This window comes from Microbacterium sp. 05N427, assembly GCF_056397105.1.
Window position 1 is genome coordinate 87,448 of record NZ_JBFTMT010000010.1, and the last position, 21,755, is coordinate 109,202.

A 21,755-nucleotide genomic window follows, 5' to 3' on the forward strand; every position below is an offset into this window, starting at 1 on the left:
ACCGACGTTCTTATCGACGGTTTCGGGATCCGTGACCGAGGACACCTTCGAGCAGCGGGCGGTGCGTCTGGCCAAGCGCGAGCGGCTGATCGCCGATCGCGCGGACGCGGCGGGCGGCGCCTTCCCCGTCACCGTGCCGGTCACGCACACCATCCCGCAGCTGCGCGCCGAATACGGCGAGCTCGAGCCCGGCGCCGAGACCGGAGTGCTCGTCGGCGTCGCGGGCCGCGTGGTGTTCAGCCGCAACACCGGCAAGCTCTGCTTCGCCTCGCTGCAGGCGGGCGACGGATCCCGGATCCAGGCGATGATCTCGCTCGCCAACGTGGGGGAGGAGTCCCTTGCGGAGTGGAAGGAACTCGTCGACCTCGGCGACCACGTGTTCGTGCACGGCGAGGTGATCTCCAGCCGCCGCGGCGAGCTGTCGATCATGGCCGATGGCTGGACGATCGCGTCCAAGGCGATCCTGCCGCTGCCCAACGCCTATGGCGAGCTCAGCGAGGAGGGCCGCGTGCGCAGCCGCTTCCTCGACCTGATCCTGCGCGATCAGGCTCGCAGCACCGTGCGCGCCCGTGCGGCGGTCAACGCCAGCCTGCGCCAGACCTTCACCAGCCACGACTTCCTCGAGGTGGAGACCCCCATGCTGCAGGTGCAGCACGGCGGGGCCTCCGCCCGTCCGTTCATCACGCACTCGAACGCGTTCGACACCGAGCTCTACCTGCGCATCGCCCCCGAGCTGTACCTGAAGCGCGCCGTGGTCGGCGGCATCGAGCGGGTGTACGAGATCAACCGCAACTTCCGCAACGAGGGCGCCGACTCGACGCACAGCCCCGAGTTCGCGATGCTCGAGGCATACCAGGCCTACTCCGACTACAACGGCATCGCCGACCTCACCCAGGAGCTGATCCAGAACGCCGCGATCGCGGTCGCCGGATCCACTCTGGTCACCTGGGCAGACGGTACCGAGTACGACCTCGGCGGCGACTGGGCGCGCATCTCGATGTACGACTCGCTGTCGGAGGCGACCGGGCGAGCCTTCACCCCGTCGGACCCGGTCGCGGATCTCATCGTGTTCGCCGAGGCCAACGGCGTCGACATCCCCCCGCACGCCACCCACGGCAAGCTCATCGAGGAGCTGTGGGAGCACTTCGTCAAGGGAGGCCTCGAGCGGCCGACCTTCGTGATGGACTTCCCCGTCGACACCTCCCCGCTCGTGCGCGAGCACCGTTCGATCTCGGGCGTCGTGGAGAAGTGGGACCTCTACGTGCGCGGCTTCGAGCTCGCCACGGGCTACTCCGAGCTCATCGACCCCGTCATCCAGCGCGAGCGCTTCGTCGAACAGGCCAAGCTCGCCGCGGGCGGCGACCTCGAGGCCATGCGCGTGGACGACGAGTTCCTGCGCGCGCTCGAGCACGGCATGCCGCCGACCGGCGGGATGGGCATGGGTATCGACCGCCTGCTCATGGCCATCACCGGCCTCGGGATCCGCGAGACGATCCTGTTCCCGCTCGTGAAGTGACGCATCCGGCGGGCCCTCACGCCGCCGTGCGGAAGGACCAGCGCGGCAACATGCCGGCGTCGACGACCGCGCGCAGCAGCTGCGCGAACGTGAGTTCTGGATCGACCGTCTGCGCCTGATCCAGGTATCGGGCGGCATGCGTCGAGCGTCCGCAGGCCCAGGACAACCACGCGGCAGCCACGAGCGGTCCTCCGCGCGTCTCGCGCGGTGCGAGCGCGACCGTGCGGCGCACGAGCGTCAGCGCGACGCCCAGGCGGTCGCTGTCCGGCCGTGGTCCGTCCCCGATCAGGATGCCGCCGATGTCCGACGGCACAGCGGATCCCCTCATGCTGTGTCCCAGCTGCGCGGCCAGCGCACGATCGCCGCGGTCAATGGTGCTCGCCCACTGCACGAGAGCGACGTCGCGCAGTGCCGGGCGGTTCAGGATCCACACCAGCGCCGCGGTGGCGAACGGCGAGAGCGCCTCGGGTGAGTCCAGCACCTCCTCCAGGAACGACGGCAGATCGTCCAGCAGCAGCGCGGTCTCCTGCGCCCTCGGATCCGCCCGCTCCGTGGCAGGAGGTCGCGTGCGGCTCGGCACGGCGGGACCGAGCACGCGCTCGGTGGAGAGCAGCGCGCGGCCGACCGATTCCGCCGCGAACAGCCCCGGCGAGGGCAGCTCGGTGCCGCTGAACTGATCCGGAGCGGGTCCGGCGAACCCGGGCACCGAGGGCGGTGGCGGCACTTCCGTCAGAGGGTGCGCTGCGGACTCCGGATCCCGGTAGTCGGCCCAGGATCCGCCGCCGACGAACAGTGCTTCGACGACGCGCAGCTCGCACGCCTCCGCGCGCCCGATCAGCTCATCGACGAGGGCGGTGGCGGGGAGCATCCCGCCCTGGGGCGCCGTGCCGCCGTCGGCGTACACCGCGATCGCGAGCGCATCCGTGTCGGGTACGCGGCAGGCCAGACCGATCGCCGTCGCCGCGAACTCCGCCGCCGTGGGTGTGCGAGCCGCGGGCACCGGAGTGACGGGCGCAGCCGCGGCGGGCGCAAGGACGGTGGCGGTCCGAACGGGCGCGGGCGAAGCCGACGCACCCTGCGGTGACGCGGTACCGACTGCACCCTTCGGCAGGTCGAAGCGGAGCGCGCCTGCGGTGCGGGGACCGCGGAACGGCAGCAGCACGACGGAGTCGCGCGGGGTGAAGCCGGTGAGCACGGGGATGGCGGCGAGCAGCTCTGCGGCACCCGCGGCGTGAACGATGGTCGTCATGGATCCACCCTGCGGAGTACGGCGGAACGCCCTTCGCACCAGGAACGGAACAGTGCGGAAGATTCCGGCGGATCCCGGATGTGTGGACCGATCGTGCGGAGGGCGGCGAGGTCCGCGCCCCGCGCGTGCGGGCCTCAACTCCGCAGGACGTCTGCAACTCTGCAGGACAGGATCCGCAGATCCGTCCTGCAGAGTTGCAAACGTCCTGCAAAGCGCGAGCCCCGCCCCGCCCCGAGCCCCGCTCAGCACCGCCGCCCCCTCTCAGCAGGCGCACCGGACCCACGGGTAGGATCGGGGCATGGACGAATTCTGGGTGGCCGCCGCGTGGTCGGTGATCCCCACGATCGTCGTCTGCATCGTGTTCTGGTTCGTGCTGCGCGGGATCCTGCGCTTCGATCGCACAGAGCGGCAGACGCACGCGCGCATCGAGGCGGAAGAGCGCGCGGCGCGCGGTCTCCCGCCCCGCTCCTCCTGAACTGAGCGCACCACCAGGCCAACCGTCCCGCCGACAGCGGCTCCGGCAGCACGGCTCCGAGCCGCGCCGGGCTTTGTCCTGCCCAGCCGCTACTGTGGACGAAGTCGCTGTCCGGCGGCGGAATCCGGTGCGGAAGAGGCGGCATGTGGTCTCAGTCGTGGCCCTGGTGGGTCGTCGCCTTCGCCGTCCTCGTCGACCTCACGATCCGTGCGATCGCCATCATCGTCGTGCCGCGCAACCGGCGTCCCACGGCCGCCACGGCCTGGCTTCTCGCGATCTACTTCATCCCGTATATCGGGGTGCTGCTGTTCCTGCTGATCGGGAACCCGCGGCTGCCCCGGGCGCGGCGCAAGAAGCAGGACCTCATCAACGAGACCATCGCCGAGGTCACGAAGGACCTGCACCTCGGCGGCTCTGACATCCAGATGCCGGAGAATCTCGCGTCGCTGGTGCGCATGAATCAGCGCCTCGGGGCACTGCCCCTGTTCGGCGACAACGGCGCGCACCTCATCTCCGAGTATCAGGAGTCGCTCGACGCCATGGCCGACGCGATCCGCGAGGCCACGGAGTTCGTGCACGTGGAGTTCTACATCCTGCAGTCGGACGCCTCGACCGACAACTTCTTCCGCGCCCTGGAGGAGGTGGCCGCGCGCGGGGTGCCCGTGCGCGTGCTGCTGGACCACTGGGCCAACCGCTGGAAGCCGCGCTACCGGAAAACCATCGCGCGGCTGGATGCGATGGGCGCCGACTGGCATCTGATGCTGCCGGTGCAGCCGCTCAAGGGGCGCACGCAGCGCCCCGACCTGCGCAATCACCGCAAGCTGCTCGTCGTCGACAACGAGGTGGCGTTCCTCGGATCCCAGAACGTCACCGACTCGACCTACAACCTGCCGAAGAATATCAAGCGCGGCCTGCACTGGGTCGACCTCATGGTGCGCGTCGACGGGCCGGTGGTCGGGAGCGTCAACGCGGTGTTCCTCTCCGACTGGTACAGCGAGACCGACGACGTGCCGGAGTCGGTCGCGTTCGCGCCGACCGAGAGCGGCAGCGGCGACCTGGACTGCCAGATCGTGCCGTCGGGCCCCGGCTTCGAGGCCGAGAACAACCTCCGCCTGTTCCTGGGGCTGCTGTACGGCGCCAAACGCAAGATCATGATCGTGAGCCCCTACTTCGTGCCGGACGAGGCGCTGCTGCTCGCCGTCTCCACGGCGTGCGACCGGGGTTTGCAGGTCGAGCTGTTCGTGTCAGAGGAGGGCGACCAGGCGATCGTCTACCACGCACAGCGCAGCTACTACGAGGCGCTGCTGCGGGCGGGCGTGCGGATCTGGATGTATCGCAAGCCGTACATCCTGCACACCAAGAGCCTGACGATCGACGATGACGTCGCGGTCATCGGATCCAGCAACATGGACATGCGCTCTTTCGGTCTGAACCTCGAGATCTCGATGCTCGTGCGCGGCGAGGAGTTCGTGCGGGAGCTGCGCGAGGTCGAGGACCGGTACCGCTCCCTCAGCCGCGAGCTGACGCTCGAGGAGTGGATGCAGCAGCCGCTGCGCTCCACCGTGCTGGACAACCTGGCCCGGCTCACCTCGTCGCTGCAGTAGCCACGCGCGGGTGCGGGTGCGGCCGTCGAGACCTCGCCGAGAACGTCGCCGCCGAGGCATGGTGACGGGCATCCGTGCTGGATAGCATGAGCGCATGAGGATCCGCACCGCTCTGGCCATCGCGGCTCTCGCCGCCTCCGCGACGATCGCACTGGCGGGCTGCGCCCAGCTCGAGCCGGTCAGCGCTCCCGCCCCCACGGCCGAGTCGACGTCGGCCCCGGAGCCGTCCATGGATCCGGCGGCGGCTTGGCTCGACGGCGGGCGCGGGATCGGCCTCGTCACCTTCGGCTCGTCGTCCCTCGCCTGTACGCCGGTGGTTCAGGACGTCAAGGCCGAAGGGCAGACGATCTCGGTCATGCTCGCCGAGCCGGATCAGAACGCCATCTGCACGGCGGACCTCGCGCCGCGGGCGACGTTCATCGACGTGCCGGAGAGCGTGGATCCGGGCAAGGATGTGACGGTGTCGTTCGACGGCGGGGGGTTCCAGGGGCGGCTGCCGCTCGCAGGGAACAGCGCGCTCTCGGCCAGTGGCACCAGCGACGGCAAGCCCAGCGCCGGTTGGTACTCCGACACCGGCATCCTGCTGCTGACCTGGGGCTCCTCGACGTGCCGGCCCGTCGTGAGCGATCTGGCCGAGAACCAGGACAAGAAGGGAGCGGCGGTCACGTTCCAGACCGACGCCACCGCGATCTGCACCAAGGACTTCGTGCCCCGCGTCACCGTGCTCGGAGTCAACGCGCCCGCGGATCCGGCCGGCTACGTCCTCACGCTCAAGGGCGACAACCTGGACGGCCAGGTCACGGTGATCGGCTGACGCCGGATCAGGCCGGGCTGATCACGTGCCCGGCCGGCACGGCGACCAGAAGCGCGCCCGGATCGATGCGGCACCGGATCCGCACGGCCTCTCCGAACCCGTCGCCGTCGAGTTCGACGGGAGCGGGCTCGGTGGTCGCGGCGTCCGCGTCGCTGCCCTGGAGGTAGCGGATCGACCCGCCGGATCCGGTGAGCTCGATCACGCGCCGGCCGGCCTTGCTGCGCCGCAGCACGGAGTTCTGCCACCACACGGTGCGCCAGACGGCGAGCCAGCCGAACGGGCCGCGGGCCTGGATCACGGCGACGTCGAGGCTGCCGTCGGTGATCGAGGCGTCGGGGATCAGGGCGATGCCTGCAGGCAGCGCCCCGCAGTTCGCGAACAGCATGCTGTGCACCTTGACCGAGTGCAGCTTGAGGTCGTCGACCGCATACATGATCCGGAACGGCTTCGCGCCGGGCAGGGAGCGCGCTGCGCCGTCGACGTAGGCGACCCAGCCCACAGATTTCTTCAGGCCGGGACGGGTGTTCGCGATCATGTGCGCATCCAGACCGATGCCGGCGAGGACGACGAAGCCGTACTTCTGCACCGCGCCGTCCACACGCGTCAGCTCGGCCCAGCCGATGTCGACCGGGTGGCGGTCGCCGTGGAAGACCGCGTCGATCACGGCCGACGGGGTGTCCAGGGCGAGGCCGAGGTTGCGCGCGAGCAGGTTGCCCGTGCCGCTCGGCACGATCGCCAGCGGCACACCGGTGCCGGCCATCGTCTCGGACACGGCGCGGACCGTGCCGTCGCCTCCGGCGACCAGCACGGCGGCGACCCCATCGGCCAGCGCGATGCGCGTGGCCTCCTGACCCGGATCCTCGACGGAGGTCTCGATGATGAGCGGAGCGTCCCAGTCCGCCTGCCCCGACAGCGTGCGCAGCAGCTCGACGAGCTTCGGCGCATCGGCCTTGACCGGGTTGACGACGAGGGCGGCGCGCGGGCGTCCGTCATCGTCACTCATGGCCTCAGCCTATTCCGGGGGACCGCATCCCGGATTCACAGCGCGTGAATGGCGGCATCGGGGCCGAGAATCCAGCAATGCGGGCGCGGTGAATTGAAGCCGTCCGGGTGGTCTCGGGCCCGGAGAACCGCGGTGCGCCGCCTGGCTAGACTTGACGGGTGATCGACCTCGCCCTTCTCCGCAACGAGCCAGAGCTCGTCCGCCAGTCCCAGGCCGCGCGCGGCAACTCCGCCTCGACCGTCGACGCGGCGATCGAGGCCGACCGATCGCGCCGCGCCGCGCTCGCGGCGTTCGAGGAGCTGCGTGCCGAGCAGAATGCGTTCGGCAAGCAGGTCGCGAAGGCGCCGAAGGACGAGAAGGCCGCTCTTGTCGCGCAGGCGAAGGATCTCGCCGAGCGCGTGAAGCAGGCACAGGCCGCGTCGAACGAGGCCGCGGAGATCGCCGCCGACGCGCTCTCCGCGATCGAGAACGTCGTGATCGACGGGGTGCCCGCAGGCGGCGAGGACGACTTCGTCGAGCTGCGCCGGGTCGGCGAGACCCCGACGTTCGACTTCGAGGCGCGTGACCACCTCGCGATCGGCGAGCTGCTCGGCGCGATCGACATGGAGCGCGGCGCGAAGGTCTCCGGCGCCCGGTTCTACTTCCTCACCGGGATCGGCGCCCGTCTCGAGATCGCGCTCATGAACCTCGCGCTGGACAAGGCACTCGCCGCCGGATTCACCCCGATGATCGTGCCCACCCTGGTGCGCCCTGAGATCATGCAGGGCACCGGCTTCCTCGGCAAGCACGCCGACGAGGTCTACCACCTCGACAAGGACGACGACCTCTACCTCGTCGGCACGAGCGAGGTGGCACTGGCCGGCTATCACTCCGGCGAGATCGTGGATCTGACCCGCGGCGCCCTGCGCTACGCGGGCTGGTCGACCTGCTACCGCCGTGAGGCCGGCTCGTACGGCAAGGACACCCGCGGGATCATCCGCGTGCACCAGTTCAACAAGCTGGAGATGTTCGTCTACACGACCCCTGAGGACGCCGAGGCCGAGCACCTCCGCCTCGTCGCGCTGCAGGAGGAGATGCTCACCGCGCTCGGCCTGTCCTACCGGGTGATCGACGTCGCAGCAGGGGATCTGGGATCCAGCGCCGCGCGCAAGTACGACATCGAGGCGTGGGTGCCCACCCAGGGCGCGTTCCGAGAGCTCACCTCCACCTCGAACTGCACCACGTTCCAGGCGCGCCGCCTCGACATCCGGCACCGTCCGGGTGCTTCGGCGGGCTCGGCGTCCGAGGGCGGGGCTAAGACGCAGCACGTGGCCACGCTGAACGGCACGCTCGCGACCACCCGCTGGATCGTCGCGATCCTGGAGACGCATCAGCAGGAGGACGGATCCGTGCGCGTCCCGGAGGTGCTGCGCCCTTATCTCGGCGGACTCGAGGTGCTGCGCCCGCTGGGCGCTTCGGCCGCTCAGGCTGTCGAAGGGGAGGGCGCGGGCGCATGACGCACGCCTGGCTCGTCGCCCTCGACATCGACGGCACCATCCTGTTGCAGGACGAGACGATGAGCCCTGGTGTGGTGGACGCCGTGGGCCGGACCCGCGACGCCGGGCACGAGGTCATGCTCGCGACCGGGCGCAGCTGGATGGGCACGCACCGCTTCCTCGACCAGCTCGAGATCCGTCCCGAGTTCGTGGTGTGCTCGAACGGTGCGGTCACGATGCGCCGCATCGGATCCGCCCCGGATGAGACTGCGACGGACGGCGTTCCCGCGGCGGACGCATACGAGCGCTGGAACGTGGAGACGTTCGACCCCTCCGCCGTGCTCGGGCTGCTGCACGACCGCCTGCCGGACGCGCGGTACATGGTCGAGCTCGGATCCGGCCAGCGCCTGTACACCGCGGAGCTCGACGACTGGACGCTCGACGGCGGACGTCAGGTCGGCTTCGCCGAACTGAGCGCCCAGCAGGTCTCGCGCGTGGTCGTGGTCTCACCGGGCCACGATGAGGACGACTTCCACCGCCTCGTGCAGGACGCCGGGCTCAACGAGGTCTCCTACGCGATCGGCTGGACCGCGTGGCTCGACATCGCTCCGCGCGGCGTGGACAAGGGCACGGCGCTCGCGCGCGTGCGGGAGTCGCGCGGGCAGCTGGACGACCGAGTGCTGGTGGCCGGCGACGGTCGCAACGACCTCGGCATGTTCGCCTGGGCGCGCGGACTCGGCGGGCACGCCGTGGCGATGGGCCAAGCCCCGGACGAGGTCAAGGCCGCGGCCGGCGAGGTCACCGACGACGTCGAGGACGGCGGGCTCGCCACCGTGATCGAGCGGATCGTGCTGACCGTTCCCGCCGCGCCCACCGCTCATTGACCAACGACGCCCCCCGGTTCCTGTGCGACGACGCCCCCGGTTCCTGAGCGAGCGCAGCGAGACGAAGGACGCCTTCTCAGGCGTGATCAGGCCTTCACTCAGCGCCCGCCCAGGGGCTCGCGGCACAATGGAGAAGCGCTCACAGGGCGCTACCCGGTTCTCCGTTAGACTCGACGCCTGTTCGGTGTGTGCATGCGCATCGAGGAGAGTTGTCCGAGCGGCCGAAGGACCTGGTCTTGAAAACCAGTGGGCAGCAATGTCCCGTGGGTTCGAATCCCACACTCTCCGCTGAATGAGCGCAGGGTGGCGCGGGTCACCCGCTGAATCCTGAAAGGCACCGTGTGAGCGCGACGTCCCGATCCCGACGCCCCGTCGCCGGGCACGGCCAGCTGCGCCGGCCGAGCGCCTGGAGTCAGCTGATGAAGATGCTCGGCATCACCGCGATCGTGGTGCTCGTCTCCGGCGTCGCTGTCGCGTCCTACGTCGCCTACGACCTCGGCACCACCTTCAGCGCGAACGCGGTCGCCCTGGACGGCGAGAAGTCGGTGCCGCCGGACATCGGCGCGATCAAGGGCGGCGTGAACATGCTGCTCGTGGGCAGTGACGCGTGCGAGCCGGAGTTCGCCGCCGAGTTCGGCGACCGGTGCTCCGACCCGGAGAACGCCGGCGAGCGCAACGACACGAACCTCCTGCTGCACATCTCCGACAGTCCTCGCCGGGTGACGGTCATCACCTTCCCGCGCGACCTCATGGTCCCGATCCCGTCCTGCACTGACGCGCAGGGGAACGCGACCAGCGAGATGTCCAAGCAGCCGATCAACGTCACGCTCGAGACCGGTGGCCTGAACTGCGTCGCGCGCACGATCCACGAGGTCTCTGGTCTCGACATCCAGTTCGCCGCGAAGGTGACCTGGGGCGGTGTGATGAAGATCACGGATGCCATCGGCGGCGTCGACGTCTGCGTCGCGAACGGCATGAGCGACCCCGACACGGGGCTCGAGCTGACCGCGGGCACGCACACGCTGCAGGGCTACTGGGCGCTGCAGTTCCTCCGCACGCGGCACGGCGTCGGTGACGGCAGCGATCTCGGCCGCGGCAGCAACCAACAGGTGTACATGTCCTCGCTCGCGCGCAAGATGGTCTCGAGCGAAGTGCTCGGCAACCCCGGCACGCTGCTGAAGCTCGCGAACACGGTGATGTCGAACGTCACGCCCAGCACGACCCTGACCAGCCCGACCCTGCTCGTGCAGATCGCGCTGGCGATGAAGGACGTGCCGCTGGACCAGATCAACTTCGTGAACTACCCGGTGCTCACGGATCCGGACAACCCGAACAAGGTCGTGCCCGACACGGACAGCGCCGACCAGCTCTGGGCCGCGATCGCCGCGAACCAGGCGATCCAGGTCGCCGGCCAGCGCGACGACGCCGTCGTCTCCGCGACGCCTGCACCGACGGATCCCGCGACGACCGATCCCGCGACGACGGATCCATCTTCGACGCCGACGCCCGGTGCGACGTCGGGCCCGGTCCAGCTGCCGAAGAACGTCTCGGGCCAGTCCGCCGCACAGCAGACCTGCTCGAACGGCAACGGCTTCAGCGGCTGACGCGCGCGGCGCTTCCGCCCGGGCGCCTCGGCGCATCCGCCTCGACGCCCCCTCGCAGCACCGACGCCCCCTCGTGGTGACGTCTCTGCGAGGGGGCGTCGGTGCTCAGAGGGGGCGTCGACGGATCGAGCAGCGCTCCCGGGGCGCACGCGCCTGGTTCGCGCGGTGCCTGCGGACCGGTTAGGATGGACCCTGGTGTTCGGCGTGCCGGACATCTGGAGACGTCGCATAGTGGCCTAGTGCACCACCCTGCTAAGGTGGAGTCCTCTTTAAGGGGACCGAGGGTTCAAATCCCTCCGTCTCCGCCACTGTTTACCTGGTCAGTCGGGTTTTTCTGCTCTTTGGTCCGGCCCATTCGGAGCTCTGTTTGGCGTGAGGAATGGTCATGCAGACTCCCCTAGGGCAACGACGGGGAGTAAAGGCTCGCGCTGCGCGGGCAGCGTGCCGCGTAATCATGCGGTTTCGATCCCTGGTTGGCATCGGCGTGCACCTCGCCGCCGGGGTGATGCAGCCTTTAAGGGATCCAGAGCTGCGGCACGCTGTGTTCTTGGACGGCAAGCTTGTCTCAAGCGACATCGGCGATCACGCGGCGGTTGCGGATCCTAGGCGCGAACGCCGCTGCGGCGTTGCTCGCGGACCCGTCGCGAGCCGTCGTGGCTGATCCCGCCTCCATCGATACACTCAGCGCGTGCCTGATTCTTGGAACCCCGTTGAGGTGATCGGGGGCAGCGAGCTCCAAGACGAGCCGATGGGTACCAAAGTCAAGTTCTGGGTCACAAACCCTGACGATGACCGCCCGTGGCTGTTTAAGTTCACACGGGAGCGCGACGGTATCGTGCGTGGTGAGGACTGGGCCGAGTGGGTGGTTCACCAAGTGTCGAGCCTCATCGGTGTGCCGACCGCGGTCGTCAGGCCAGCACACTCTGAAGGTCACCGAGGGATCGTGTCACGGTCTGTCGTGAACCACGTCAACCTAGAGCGACTCGTCCACGGCAATAGTCTCCTCAGCGAGGTGGATCCCGCGTATGACGGCGAGCTGATGCGAGCTAACCCTCGATACACGGTAAGCGCTGTTCGAAGTGCGCTGACGGGAGTCGGAGCTCCCACAGAGTTCGCGGGCCCTCCGCAGTTCTCCGGGTTCGATGTGTGGGCGGGCTACCTCGTCATGGATGCCTTGGTGGCGGGTCGAGACCGTCATCATGAGAACTGGGGCATCATCAGCAGTCAGACGGGTCGCAGGCTCGCTCCGTCATTTGACCACGGCAACGCGCTCGGCTTTCAAGAGAACGATGAACGACGCGCTTCCTTGCTGGTCAACGCCGCGGCGTTCGACCGTTGGCTCGCGCGCGGGAAGAGCCATCATTTCGCGGGTAAGCCTTCCCTGCTGACGGTCGCGCAGGAGGCACTGAACGCTACTCCTGCGGAGGTGAGACGCTTCTGGCTGGAGAGACTTCGTTCGCTCTCGCCACAGGATGTGCGGAGTATCGTTGAATCCGTTCCGAAAGACGTAATGTCCGACCCCACGCGTACCTTCGCTACCAGCATTATTTTCGCCAATCGTGAGAGGGTTCTCCGTGACTACCCAGACTGTTGATGCCCGACCCGGGCCTCAGTTGCAGGTGCAGCGCGCGCTCTTGCTCGTGTGGCAAGACCCATCGGATCGACGTTTCGTTCCTGTCGCAGTGTTGGATCATCTCACTGACGGTCGTTACAGCTTCACCTATCGAGACGAGGCGCGTTCGAACCCTCGTTTCTTCGCGTTGGATGAGTATCCCGATCTTGAGCGGTCCTATGTGAGCGATTCTCTCCCAGTCTTCTTCGCGAACAGGGTTATGTCCTCGGAACGGCCATCGTATGGTCGCTACCTAAAATGGCTGGGGCTCGATACTGCTGACCCGAAGCTTCTTCCGATCGAGGTTCTCGCGCGCACCGGAGGTGCGCGTGCGACCGACACCTTCCACATCGTCGATGTGCCAGTGCGGGGCGAGCATTCGTTTGAGAGCCGATTCTTCGTGTCTGGACTTCGTCACGTGGAGGCTTCCGAAGACTTGCTCCGCAGGGTCAAGGCCGGCGATATGCTCGAGCTTCGCCCTGACCCCGAGAACCCGAAGAACTCGAACGCAGTGATTGTCGATGTCGAGAACGGGATTCAACTGGGCTGGGTGCCGGACTGGCTCTGCAACGAAGTCAGCGACCTGATCCGTGAGGGATGGAATCTGAACTTGCAGGCCGAGCAGGTCAACGAGGATGCCCCAGCACATACTCGCGTGTTGTGCAGGCTTTCCGCATCGCTCGACTGAGCTCACCACGGGCCGATGGTCAGGCGCCCTGGGCGCTACCGGCACCCTCGTCACCGTGTGGCGCGCGCTCCCACTCGGCGCGTACCGCCGGGGAGGCGTACCCGCGGCGCTGGCGGGTACGCACGGCTTTGTAGGATCGGTGACCGGTCATGGAAGGGTTGTACACGGCCGCGATGAGTGGCGGTCACCGTAACTTACTGTCATGGACTCAGTGCTTTCGACCGCTCTCGGACTTTCCTCTGTCGACGTCGGACGCATCATTGGTGGAATCGCTGATTGGGTCACGATCGGCGCGTTCGTCATCACACTGGTCGGATTGCTCTCAGCCTTTCTGGCGCGGGGCAAGCTTCGCATCGGTGTGTATGGCGAGCCGAATTCAAGTTCGTTCTCTTTGACCTTGTCAGACACCGGTTCGAATCCGGTTCAGCAGATTGCGTATCACCGGGCGTGGATCACCCGGACGGGCAAGCCCCTTGCGGGCGATGGCACTGTCCCGCTGGTACAGGCGCTTTACCCTGGCGAGAGCTATTACGTGCACATCTTCGACGCGGAGGTCCACGAGTGGTCTGGCGAGGTGAGATCTAACGAAGCGCGATGGGGATCTAGCCGAAGGTCAGATGGCGCGGTCGTTGTCTTGACCTGGCGCAATTTCCTCGTTCCCTGGATGCGGCGTCGTCGGGTGCTGATCCTCATGTTCGGACATCCCGTGACCCAGATCACAGGTCGCCGCGCACGGGCGGTTGTCCGTGACATGACGTCCATGGGCCCGGGCAGCACGCCCGGCGCGRTCCGTGCCGAGCTCGCCAAAGCCAATGGCGGCGTTCTCCCCGCAGAGCAACCCTACAAGATCGGTACCCTCGCGAGATCGCGGAGCTCCGACCCGAGGAGTTCTCTTCGCGCCATGGCCCGAGCGGGTCCAGCTCTATCTTGGTGTCGACCTGCTCGCCGATGGGCACCCGGAGGGGCACGTGTTCCAGGGGCCAGCTGATACTCCCCACATGGTCGACTTGGCAGCCATTAGAGGAGCGGGACGATTTCTGACGATTGATGGCCAGAACTTCGAGCTGGGCGAGTCGCACCGGATACGGATCTTTGCTCGGGACTATTGACTGCCCCGCGCGGCGCGCGGCGAGGTGCTACGCCAGAGTGGATCACTAGATTCCGGGGCAGGGTGTCAGGCACCGGTCGCATACTGGTCGCGCGTTGGCCGGGAGCGGGCCACCAAACGCGACCTCGACGTCCGCACGAGCTACCGGCCGACTCGTTATGCGGGCGTCTGGAAAGTCGGGCCGGTCCACGAGGCTGACCTCAAACAGCTTCGCCTTCGTGATGATGCGACTGGCCCGCTGGCCGTCGTACACCTGTCCTGGGATGTGGGGGCACTCCCAGAGATCCCCTTCGCAGATCGAACAGTGGCTCTCCTCGATTTCGGCACCGATGCTGAATCCGAGCCGGATGTGACCAAGGGCTACGGGACACTCCTGCATGAAGTCGTCGCCGTCTTCGGTCATCACGCACAGATGCGGTCGAGTGCTCCGTATGAGTCGGCCGACCTCATCCGGGGTCACATGAGCCTCTTCGAATTCAGGCTCATCGTCTAGGCGATCGATCGCTGCTCTCGCATCCCGCCGGAGAGCGAGCAGATCGTCGTCCGAGACGTCCATCGGATGTGCGTGGAACGCAGCAAGTCGCCGTTGAATCTCTGCAAGCCGGCAGCGCCGTCGTCAGCTTTCATCGCTGCCGTAGCCCAGACTGCGTTCGAAGGCGCGTGCGGTTTCGATTGCTGTCTCTCCATCGCCGTCGAACTTGAACTCGTGTCTCGATCCATCCGGGGCCTGTACCTTCCATTGAATGTGGGCAATTGTCCTGCGGCGCGGGAACGCCCCGAACACCCGCATGAGGACGTCGGCGAGCACGTTACCCGCACCACCCGCGAGGACCTGAAGGCCGAACTCGGCGATTGGAAACCATACGTCCGCCGCGTGATGACTCAGCTCCCGAATGTCTTCAGGTGGCGCGACGCGGATCGGATACCCTGCGCTGCGCAGAACCTTCTCGAAGACGAGAGTCGAAGACGGATACCCGGGGTGCCCGCTCTCTGGACTCGAGAGCGAACCTGGTAGCCCTGGCATCACGACGATGACACTCGGATCGACTGCACTGGAGGAAACTGTCATGGACGCATTCTGCCCTCAAAGTGAATAGATAGGTCATCACGATCGCGCGAAAGAATCTCAGCCCATGGTTGGCGGCGCCGTGAGCCTGCGTGTGATCATCCGCGCCGCGAACGCAGCTCCTTGGAGCGCAAGAGCGGCGAGCGTGACCCCATTTATGAGAGCCGGATCTTTGAGTGCTTCGAGAAGTAGATGTATCCGTGGCGGGAGACCGTCCGCGACGATCCCGACAGCAATGAGAATCGTGTTGACGAACAACACAGTGATGGACCAGCCGAATCGAATGTGGATTCCTGTTGGCAAGTCAGTTCGCCGTGTGATTTCTGTCGTCGTGCGGCGGGGGGTCCAACGTGGACGATCCCATCGCGAGCGGATGATCTCGCTGCACCGCTCGACCCAAGCCAGAACCGCGCGGGTATCGTCGCTAGTGATCGGTGGACGGGCTTCCAGCACTGGTGTGCTTCGGGCTTGCCAGCGTCGCGCACGCGCGGCGTAGGAAGGGAGGTCGACAGGCGTCCGTGCGAGCCGAGACACCATGGTCTCCTCGATCGCGTCCGTGGCCTTGCCGATGTCGCCGTCGCGCCGGTTCGCCCGCTCACATGCTCGCACGAGCCGGCCTGCATCCTGCAGAAACTGCCATTCGAACGTTCGCCTCCGCGCCCACCACCGCCACATCACGACGGCCGTGACGCAGGACGGCACGGCCGCCCATGCGGTAAGAAGCACAGACACGATGAGCCAAGGTGTGAGGGGTGCAAAGGCCAGGCAGATGATCGAAAGCGCTCCCTGCGCGATCCCGAAGATCCCCGTCAGCCACGCGAGCCCCATGGGGATGGCAAATCGTGCCCGGTTGGCTTTCTCTGCCTGACTCAGACTCTTTTCGTTCTCCTGCAGCAGCGCAGCCCACTCGCCACTCGAGATAGCCCGCAGCCGGACGCCACGGCCGGCGACCACCGCTAGCCAACCGCACCAACGATTCCATCGCAGCTCCGCCGCCGTAAGACGGGCGGACGACCCCGGCTTCTCGACGGGAGGTGCCGAGATGTACACCCAGAATGCCCACAGCAGGCCAAACAACAGGGAGGCGAAATAAAGCAGCGCCCACCAATGATTCCAGAACTCGACCAAATTCGTCCCCCTTTGGATGTGCGCGTCAGGATAGCCACAGCGCAGTCCCCATGGTGGAGCGGGCCACGGACATGACGGGGTCGCCGCGGCAAACGACTGCGCGAGAGGGAGTCGACGGGACTCGGATCCGGAGCCAACAGTGCAGTGGGCCGCGAATCTCTATCCAGGAACGATGCGGCGTACAAGGGACTGCCGCGCCAGACAGATGCCGTTGCACACACTCGGAATTCGGCTTGTCACCACCAAACGTCGCAGGTAGATCGCAACTTCATTTCAAGCGACCGCGCGAGCTGCGCTGGTGCTGGGCGTTATGGAGGTCGGGCATAGTAATGGCTCGGATCTGGCTTGTAGAACTCGCGACCCACGATCAGTAGGTCCATCGACCGTACAGCCGAACTGGGGAGCGTCAGGGGAGTGGAGGCCTCTGGGCACGCCGAAAAGTCGGGTGCATGATCTGCATTCACTCGCAGAATCACGCAGCGCGTGTGTCTGACGAGGCACTGCTAAGGTGGAGTCCTCTTTAAGGGGACCGAGGGTTCAAATCCCTCCGTCTCCGCCACGTGTCCCCCGGAATCCCACTGATTTTCGGGGGGTTTTTTCTGCCCGGATGCGCCCATCTCGGACTTATAGGCAGATGCCACCATGCTTCGAGTCCGAGCCGGCAGGTGACGGCGTCATCGACGGTGTGGACGTCGCTGAGCGCGAGGCTGAGTGTGCGGAGATCTCGCCCTGCCCCGTTGGATCGCGGCATCCGTCCAGGTCCGTGCCAGCGCGGAACGGATCCCGGAACCGCATCGGTGACCACGATCAGGGGCTCCACCGTCGCACCCGCGACGAAGCACCCGTGACCGTCGGCGGCCTCCTCGCCTCAGGCGCTCTCCTCGAGCCTGACGGTCACGGTCTGCCCCGCGACGGTGATGGTGATGGTGGTTGCAGACGTGGCGATCTCCGGTGGTGAGGTGGCGGCCTGTCCATGCTGTGCGGCGGAGGCAGAGGCGAATGCCGAGGGCGTGGACGGGTGGGGGCGAGGCCGGGTTTCTGGTGCAGCCTGTTGCCAGTGCCAGTGCCAGTGCCAGTGCCAGTGCCAGTGCCAGTGCCAGTGCCAGTGCCAGGATCACGGTTGCGATACGGGTCTTCTGAACGACCGCATCGACGACGCGTACATCACGAACTACGCGGGCTGCCGCCAATGCTCACCGAGCAAGACAGCGGTCATGCTGGACAATGGCCAGGTGGGATTCGTGCGAGCAGCAGATGTGGCGGCGGTCGCAGGCGTGTCTGCAGGCACGGTCTCGAACTTCTTCCACAACCCGGGGCGAGTCGCGGAGGCCACTGCGGAACGTATCCGCGCAGCCATTGACGAGCTCGGCTATGTGCCGAATGACGCGGCCCGATCGCTGCGTCGTCGTGAGACGAAGATCATCGGCCATCTCGCGTTCGAGGTGGCCAACCCGTATTCGGCGGAGTTCGTCCGCGCGGTGGAGCGTGAGGCACGACGACTTGGCCTGACTGTCCTCAACGTGAGCAGCGAGGGCGATAAGGCGCTGCAGGCCGAGCTGCTCGATCTCTTCGCGCGGCAGCGAGTCGACGGAGTGATGCTCAGCCCCGTCGGCGACATGTCGGACGCGGCGGCACGGCTGGCGAACCACGACATCCCGCTCATCTTCACGGACAGCCTGGACAAGTCGGCGTCGTCGGTATCGTACGACGATGTGGAGGGTGGGCGGTTGGCGGCGGCCCACTTGCTGGAGTCCGGCCACCGGCGGCTCGCGTTCGTGGGCTACAGCCCCGAGATCGGCATCATCGCGCGGCGCGTGCAGGGCGTGCGGGAAGAGATCGCCAAGGTGGTCGGCGCCACCCTGCAGCTCTACCCGTTCGAGACGCGGAACATCGCGAATGGGCGCACGGTCGGGGACGAACTGGCCTCTCTGCCCGAGCAGGAGCGGCCCACGGGAGTCATCGCGGTCAATGACCTGGTTGCGGTGGGTGTGCTGAACGGCGTCTTCGGCCGCGTCCGCATACCTGAAGAGCTAGCGATCGTCGGCTTCGACGACATCGAGTTCGCCGCGCAAGCCATCATTCCGCTGAGCTCGGTCAGCAGACCGGTGTCAGAACTTGCAAGTCAGTCGGTTGAGATGCTGTTCGGATTGATGCAGCGACGTGACGCCGTCGGGGAGGGGATCGCGGTCGTCTCTCTTCCGCCACGGCTCGTCGTCCGGGAGAGCTCCAGGCGCGCTAGCACGCAGCCGTGATTGAATCGATACAACTTCGTCCTTGACCTGGTCGGGCGATGTCGCCTACGGTCCTATCAAATCGATTTAATAGTTCTGCATCCTGAATCGATCCCTGCAAATACGAGGAGGTATTTGGATGTTCACAGGTAAGAAGGCGGCGCGTCTGATCGCTGCCATCGGAGGTGTCGCCCTTATCGGCAGCGCGCTCGCGGCGTGTAGTTCGTCGGGCGGCTCATCCGGCGACTCGATCTCGCTGCTGGCGGCCGGCAACGACCCCGCAGCAACGAAGTTCGCCAACGACCTGGCCAAGGGCTTCATGAAGGCAAATCCATCGATCAAGGTGAAGGTGGAAACCCGACCCGGCGGCGGCGACGGCGACAACCTGATCAAGACCCGACTCGCGACCGGGGAGATGAATGATGTGTTCCTGTACAACTCCGGTTCCCTTTTCCAGGCGCTCAAGCCGGACTCCCAGTTGACGCCGCTGACGGACGAGCCGTGGGCCAAGGATCTGACGGACGACTTCAAGAAGACGGTCAGCACAGACAAGGCTCTGTATGGTGCCCCGACGGGTACGACCTTCGGCGGCGGCGTCTTGTACAACAAGAAGGTCTACGAGAAGCTGGCGTTGTCTGTTCCCACGTCGTGGGATGATTTCATCGCTAACAGCGAGAAGATCAAGGCTGCGGGAATCGCGCCGATCATCCAGGCGTATGGTGACACGTTCACCAGCCAGCTCCTGGTGCTCGCCGACTTCGCCAACGTCACCGCGCAGGACGAGAACTGGGCAGAGAAGTACACGGACAACAAAGCCAAGTACTCCAACCCTCCTGCGCTCGCGGGCTTTACTCACACTCAGGAGATCCACGACAAGGGCCTGACCAACGCGGACTACGCGTCGCTGACCAACGTCAACGCGCTGAAGATGCTCGCTACCGGTGCTGGTGCCCAATACCCGATGCTGACGCTGTTCATCAGCAACGTGGTGCAGACGAACCCGGACCAGGTGAACGACATCGGCTATTTCGCACTGCCCAGCGATGCCGGCGACCCGCGCGCGACGGTGTGGGAACCTAACGGCGCATACATCCCGAAGACCACCACGGGAGACAAGCTGACCTCTGCCAAGAAGCTCGTCGCCTTCCTCAGCTCCCCCGAAGGCTGCGACATTCAGAACAGCGCAGGCGTCCCGGCCGGCCCGTTCCCGACCAGCGCGTGCAAGCTCCCGTCCGATGCTCCGGCCTTGGTGCAGGACGTGCTGAAGTACCAGGAGGACAAGAAGACCGGCCTTGCGCTGGAGTTCCTGTCGCCGGTGAAGGGTCCGAACCTCGAGAAGATCCTTATTCAGGTCGGCTCCGGCATCTCCAGTGCCAAGGAGGGTGCCGCGCTCTACGACCAAGACGTGAAGGCTCAGGCTCAGCAACTGGGACTCAAAGGCTGGTAGCCGTCCACCGCCCGGGTCTGCCGTCGGCGGCCGACCCGGGCGCCCTACTGATCCGACTACTCGATGAGGAGTGACATGTCGACASCCAGCCCCGCCACGGCTCTGCAGGAAAGCGACGTCATCACCGATGTTCGCAAGCCCCCGGGCCGACCGCGCTCACGCGTGCGCTCGATCTACCCGACGTGGTTCTTCATCCCCGCGATCGCGCTCTACGTCGTGTTCTTCGCGGTGCCGACCCTCGCGTCCTTCTACTTCTCCCTGACTCGCTGGTCGCTCTTCGACTCGCAGTTCATCGGCTTCGCGAACTTCGTTCAGTTCTTCCAAGACCCGCAGCTCTACACGAGCTTCATCCACACGCTGATCTACGCGTTCCTCACGTCCGGCGTGAAGGTCGTCGTGGGCTTCCTGCTTGCACTGCTGCTCACCGCCCCGGTTGTCGGCCGCGGGTACCTGCGCGCCGTCGTGTTCTTCCCGGTGCTGTTGTCCACGATCGGCGTAGGCATCCTATGGAAGTCCCTTCTCGACCCGTTCCACGGAATGGTGAACGGCGTGCTCGGCTTCTTCGGGCTGGCGCAGCCGGGCTGGTTCACGGACCCGAATCTCGCGCTGTACTCGATCGCGGGTGTGGACATCTGGAAGGGGGTGGGCATCGCGACCCTCATCTTCATGGCCGGCATCGTCGCCATCCCGCACGAGTACTTCGAGGCGGCACGGATCGACGGGGCGAGCTCGTGGCAGATCCTGCGGCGGATCACCATCCCGCTGAGCCGCGGCGCCACTGCGACCGTCATCATCCTGTCGCTGATCGGCGGCCTGCGGTCGTTCGACATCATCTGGGCGACCACCGGAGGCGGCCCCGGGTTCACCAGCGACGTGATCGCGTCAGTGATCTACAAGCAGTACCAGGCCGGTTTCTACGGGCTGTCGACCGCGGGCAACGTGGTGCTGTTCCTGGTCGTGACGATCATCATGGTGCCGCTGTCGTACCTCCTCAACCGGAAGCAGGTGGAGCTGTGAACAGATTGCACACTCGCGCTTGGATCGTCGGCATCGTTGCCATCCTGGTCTCGATCGTCGTCTTCCTGGTCCCGTTCGCCTTCGTCGTGCTGCAGGCGGCAAAGACGCCCGAGGACGCCTCCGGACTGGCCTTCACCTGGCCCAAGGAATGGCACTTCTTCGACAACCTCGTCGCGGTGCTGCAGAGCGGTGACGGCCAGATCTGGCGCGCGTTCTTCAACTCCGCAGTGCTCACAGTCGCTTCGGTTGCGTTGATGGTGATCCTGTCGTCGATGGCCGGCTATGTTCTCGCCCGCAAGCGCAGCAAGTGGGGGCCGGTGGTCAATTTCTTCGTGCTCGCCGGTCTGATCGTCCCCCGGCGGTGGTTCCGACGATCTGGGTGCTGCAGGCCCTTGGGCTGTTCAAGACCATGCCGGGCATGATCCTGATCGAGACGACCTTCGGGTTGTCGTTCTGCATCCTCTTGTTTCGGGCGTTCTTCAACACGGTTCCGCGCGAGCTCGACGAGGCGGCGGTGCTGGACGGCGCGGGCCGGGTGCGCCTCTTCTTCCAGGTGATCCTGCCGTTGCTGCGCCCGGTGATCGTGACGGTGATCGTCGTCCAGTCGGTGTTCGTGTTCAACGACTTCGCCGGCCCGCTGTACTTCCTCCCCGGGTCGGACAACGCGACTGTGCAGACGACCCTGTACACCTTCGCCGGGCAGAACCTGAGCTTCTACAACTTGCTGTTCATGGACATTCTGCTGATCACCATCCCGCCCCTCGTCGCGTACATCTTCTTCAACCGCCAGATCGTTGCCGGCATCACCAGCGGCGCGGTCAAAGGCTGACCTCA

General features: G+C 66.4%; 19 protein-coding genes and 2 tRNA genes. 16 read left to right on the plus strand and 5 right to left on the minus strand.

Annotation, left to right across the window (positions count from 1 at the left end; genetic code table 11):
* The first annotated feature begins 31 nt into the window (after positions 1-31).
* Positions 32-1,516, plus strand: a complete 1,485-nt coding sequence (gene lysS / locus AC1DG4_RS11370) for a lysine--tRNA ligase (RefSeq protein WP_477421243.1) — start codon at positions 32-34, stop codon at positions 1,514-1,516.
* A gap of 16 nt (positions 1,517-1,532) precedes the next feature.
* On the opposite strand, the gene AC1DG4_RS11375 is transcribed toward lysS, so the two are convergent.
* Entirely contained in the window at positions 1,533-2,765 is a 1,233-nt protein-coding gene (locus AC1DG4_RS11375; protein ID WP_477378227.1) for a DUF4192 family protein, read from the minus strand.
* A gap of 298 nt (positions 2,766-3,063) precedes the next feature.
* On the opposite strand from AC1DG4_RS11375, the gene AC1DG4_RS11380 reads away from it, so the two are divergent.
* The 3 genes from AC1DG4_RS11380 to AC1DG4_RS11390 all read left to right on the plus strand — a co-directional run bounded on the left by AC1DG4_RS11380 (position 3,064) and on the right by AC1DG4_RS11390 (position 5,658).
* On the plus strand, positions 3,064-3,240 hold the full coding sequence (locus AC1DG4_RS11380) for a hypothetical protein (protein ID WP_181158261.1): 177 nt from the start codon (positions 3,064-3,066) through the stop codon (positions 3,238-3,240).
* A gap of 143 nt (positions 3,241-3,383) precedes the next feature.
* Positions 3,384-4,844 carry a cardiolipin synthase gene (cls, locus tag AC1DG4_RS11385; protein WP_477378229.1) on the plus strand — a complete coding sequence of 487 codons (1,461 nt, stop codon included), beginning with the start codon at positions 3,384-3,386 and terminating at the stop codon, positions 4,842-4,844.
* A gap of 94 nt (positions 4,845-4,938) precedes the next feature.
* Positions 4,939-5,658: a hypothetical protein gene (locus AC1DG4_RS11390; RefSeq protein WP_477378231.1), complete on the plus strand. Its 720-nt coding sequence runs from the start codon at positions 4,939-4,941 to the stop codon at positions 5,656-5,658.
* A 7-nt stretch (positions 5,659-5,665) separates the two neighbouring features.
* Here AC1DG4_RS11390 and AC1DG4_RS11395 read toward each other — a convergent pair whose 3' ends face one another.
* The gene (locus tag AC1DG4_RS11395) at positions 5,666-6,661 is read right to left on the minus strand and encodes a diacylglycerol/lipid kinase family protein (protein ID WP_477378233.1); all 996 of its coding nucleotides are present in this window, start codon (positions 6,659-6,661) and stop codon (positions 5,666-5,668) included.
* A 158-nt stretch (positions 6,662-6,819) separates the two neighbouring features.
* Between AC1DG4_RS11395 and serS the strand changes: the two genes are divergently transcribed.
* The 7 genes from serS to AC1DG4_RS11430 all read left to right on the plus strand — a co-directional run bounded on the left by serS (position 6,820) and on the right by AC1DG4_RS11430 (position 12,924).
* Complete coding sequence (gene serS, locus AC1DG4_RS11400; RefSeq protein ID WP_477378235.1) at positions 6,820-8,157, plus strand: serine--tRNA ligase; 1,338 nt, start codon at positions 6,820-6,822, stop codon at positions 8,155-8,157.
* Positions 8,154-9,020, plus strand: coding sequence for an HAD family hydrolase (locus AC1DG4_RS11405; protein ID WP_477378237.1), 867 nt, complete (start codon positions 8,154-8,156; stop codon positions 9,018-9,020). The genes serS and AC1DG4_RS11405 overlap by 4 nt, the downstream gene beginning before the upstream one ends.
* Positions 9,021-9,223: 203 nt before the next feature.
* A tRNA-Ser gene (locus AC1DG4_RS11410) sits at positions 9,224-9,308 on the plus strand.
* Positions 9,309-9,361: 53 nt separating this feature from the next.
* Positions 9,362-10,624 (plus strand): LCP family protein, encoded by a 1,263-nt coding sequence (locus AC1DG4_RS11415; RefSeq protein WP_477420235.1) that lies wholly within the window; start codon positions 9,362-9,364, stop codon positions 10,622-10,624.
* Positions 10,625-10,841: 217 nt separating this feature from the next.
* Positions 10,842-10,932 (plus strand) — tRNA-Ser (locus tag AC1DG4_RS11420).
* A 380-nt stretch (positions 10,933-11,312) separates the two neighbouring features.
* Positions 11,313-12,218: a HipA domain-containing protein gene (locus AC1DG4_RS11425; protein WP_477378240.1), complete on the plus strand. Its 906-nt coding sequence runs from the start codon at positions 11,313-11,315 to the stop codon at positions 12,216-12,218.
* Positions 12,199-12,924, plus strand: coding sequence for an HIRAN domain-containing protein (locus AC1DG4_RS11430; RefSeq protein ID WP_477378242.1), 726 nt, complete (start codon positions 12,199-12,201; stop codon positions 12,922-12,924). Before AC1DG4_RS11425 ends, AC1DG4_RS11430 begins: the two co-directional genes overlap by 20 nt.
* A 1,154-nt stretch (positions 12,925-14,078) precedes the next feature.
* On the opposite strand, the gene AC1DG4_RS11435 is transcribed toward AC1DG4_RS11430, so the two are convergent.
* From AC1DG4_RS11435 to AC1DG4_RS11445, 3 genes are read right to left on the minus strand one after another with little or no spacing between them, the layout of a single operon-like run.
* Positions 14,079-14,588, minus strand: a complete 510-nt coding sequence (locus AC1DG4_RS11435) for a hypothetical protein (RefSeq protein ID WP_477378246.1) — start codon at positions 14,586-14,588, stop codon at positions 14,079-14,081.
* A gap of 60 nt (positions 14,589-14,648) precedes the next feature.
* Positions 14,649-15,101, minus strand: coding sequence for a hypothetical protein (locus AC1DG4_RS11440; protein WP_477378248.1), 453 nt, complete (start codon positions 15,099-15,101; stop codon positions 14,649-14,651).
* A 57-nt stretch (positions 15,102-15,158) separates the two neighbouring features.
* A complete protein-coding gene (locus AC1DG4_RS11445; RefSeq protein WP_477378250.1) occupies positions 15,159-16,226 on the minus strand; it encodes a hypothetical protein in 1,068 nt (355 codons plus the stop codon).
* Between the two features lie 1,214 nt (positions 16,227-17,440).
* On the opposite strand from AC1DG4_RS11445, the gene AC1DG4_RS11450 reads away from it, so the two are divergent.
* The 5 genes from AC1DG4_RS11450 to AC1DG4_RS11470 all read left to right on the plus strand — a co-directional run bounded on the left by AC1DG4_RS11450 (position 17,441) and on the right by AC1DG4_RS11470 (position 21,750).
* Positions 17,441-18,478: a LacI family DNA-binding transcriptional regulator gene (locus tag AC1DG4_RS11450; protein ID WP_477378251.1), complete on the plus strand. Its 1,038-nt coding sequence runs from the start codon at positions 17,441-17,443 to the stop codon at positions 18,476-18,478.
* A 118-nt stretch (positions 18,479-18,596) separates the two neighbouring features.
* Complete coding sequence (locus tag AC1DG4_RS11455; RefSeq protein WP_477378253.1) at positions 18,597-19,904, plus strand: ABC transporter substrate-binding protein; 1,308 nt, start codon at positions 18,597-18,599, stop codon at positions 19,902-19,904.
* 75 nt (positions 19,905-19,979) lie between these two features.
* A complete protein-coding gene (locus AC1DG4_RS11460; protein ID WP_477421244.1) occupies positions 19,980-20,921 on the plus strand; it encodes a carbohydrate ABC transporter permease in 942 nt (313 codons plus the stop codon).
* The gene (locus tag AC1DG4_RS11465; protein ID WP_477378257.1) at positions 20,918-21,343 is read left to right on the plus strand and encodes an ABC transporter permease family protein; all 426 of its coding nucleotides are present in this window, start codon (positions 20,918-20,920) and stop codon (positions 21,341-21,343) included. The genes AC1DG4_RS11460 and AC1DG4_RS11465 overlap by 4 nt, the downstream gene beginning before the upstream one ends.
* A complete protein-coding gene (locus AC1DG4_RS11470; RefSeq protein ID WP_477420239.1) occupies positions 21,301-21,750 on the plus strand; it encodes a carbohydrate ABC transporter permease in 450 nt (149 codons plus the stop codon). Before AC1DG4_RS11465 ends, AC1DG4_RS11470 begins: the two co-directional genes overlap by 43 nt.
* Positions 21,751-21,755: the final 5 nt, after the last annotated feature.

Excerpts from the sequence above, each read along its gene's own strand:
- AC1DG4_RS11390 (WP_477378231.1), top strand. The coding sequence starts at position 4,939 with ATGAGGATCCGCACCGCTCTGGCCATCGCGGCTCTCGCCGCCTCCGCG.
- cls (WP_477378229.1), top strand. The coding sequence starts at position 3,384 with ATGTGGTCTCAGTCGTGGCCCTGGTGGGTCGTCGCCTTCGCCGTCCTC.
- AC1DG4_RS11405 (WP_477378237.1), top strand. The coding sequence starts at position 8,154 with ATGACGCACGCCTGGCTCGTCGCCCTCGACATCGACGGCACCATCCTG.
- AC1DG4_RS11450 (WP_477378251.1), top strand. The coding sequence starts at position 17,441 with ATGCTGGACAATGGCCAGGTGGGATTCGTGCGAGCAGCAGATGTGGCG.
- AC1DG4_RS11375 (WP_477378227.1), bottom strand. The coding sequence starts at position 2,765 with ATGACGACCATCGTTCACGCCGCGGGTGCCGCAGAGCTGCTCGCCGCC.
- AC1DG4_RS11395 (WP_477378233.1), bottom strand. The coding sequence starts at position 6,661 with ATGAGTGACGATGACGGACGCCCGCGCGCCGCCCTCGTCGTCAACCCG.
- AC1DG4_RS11455 (WP_477378253.1), top strand. The coding sequence starts at position 18,597 with ATGTTCACAGGTAAGAAGGCGGCGCGTCTGATCGCTGCCATCGGAGGT.
- AC1DG4_RS11440 (WP_477378248.1), bottom strand. The coding sequence starts at position 15,101 with ATGACAGTTTCCTCCAGTGCAGTCGATCCGAGTGTCATCGTCGTGATG.
- AC1DG4_RS11435 (WP_477378246.1), bottom strand. The coding sequence starts at position 14,588 with ATGGACGTCTCGGACGACGATCTGCTCGCTCTCCGGCGGGATGCGAGA.
- AC1DG4_RS11380 (WP_181158261.1), top strand. The coding sequence starts at position 3,064 with ATGGACGAATTCTGGGTGGCCGCCGCGTGGTCGGTGATCCCCACGATC.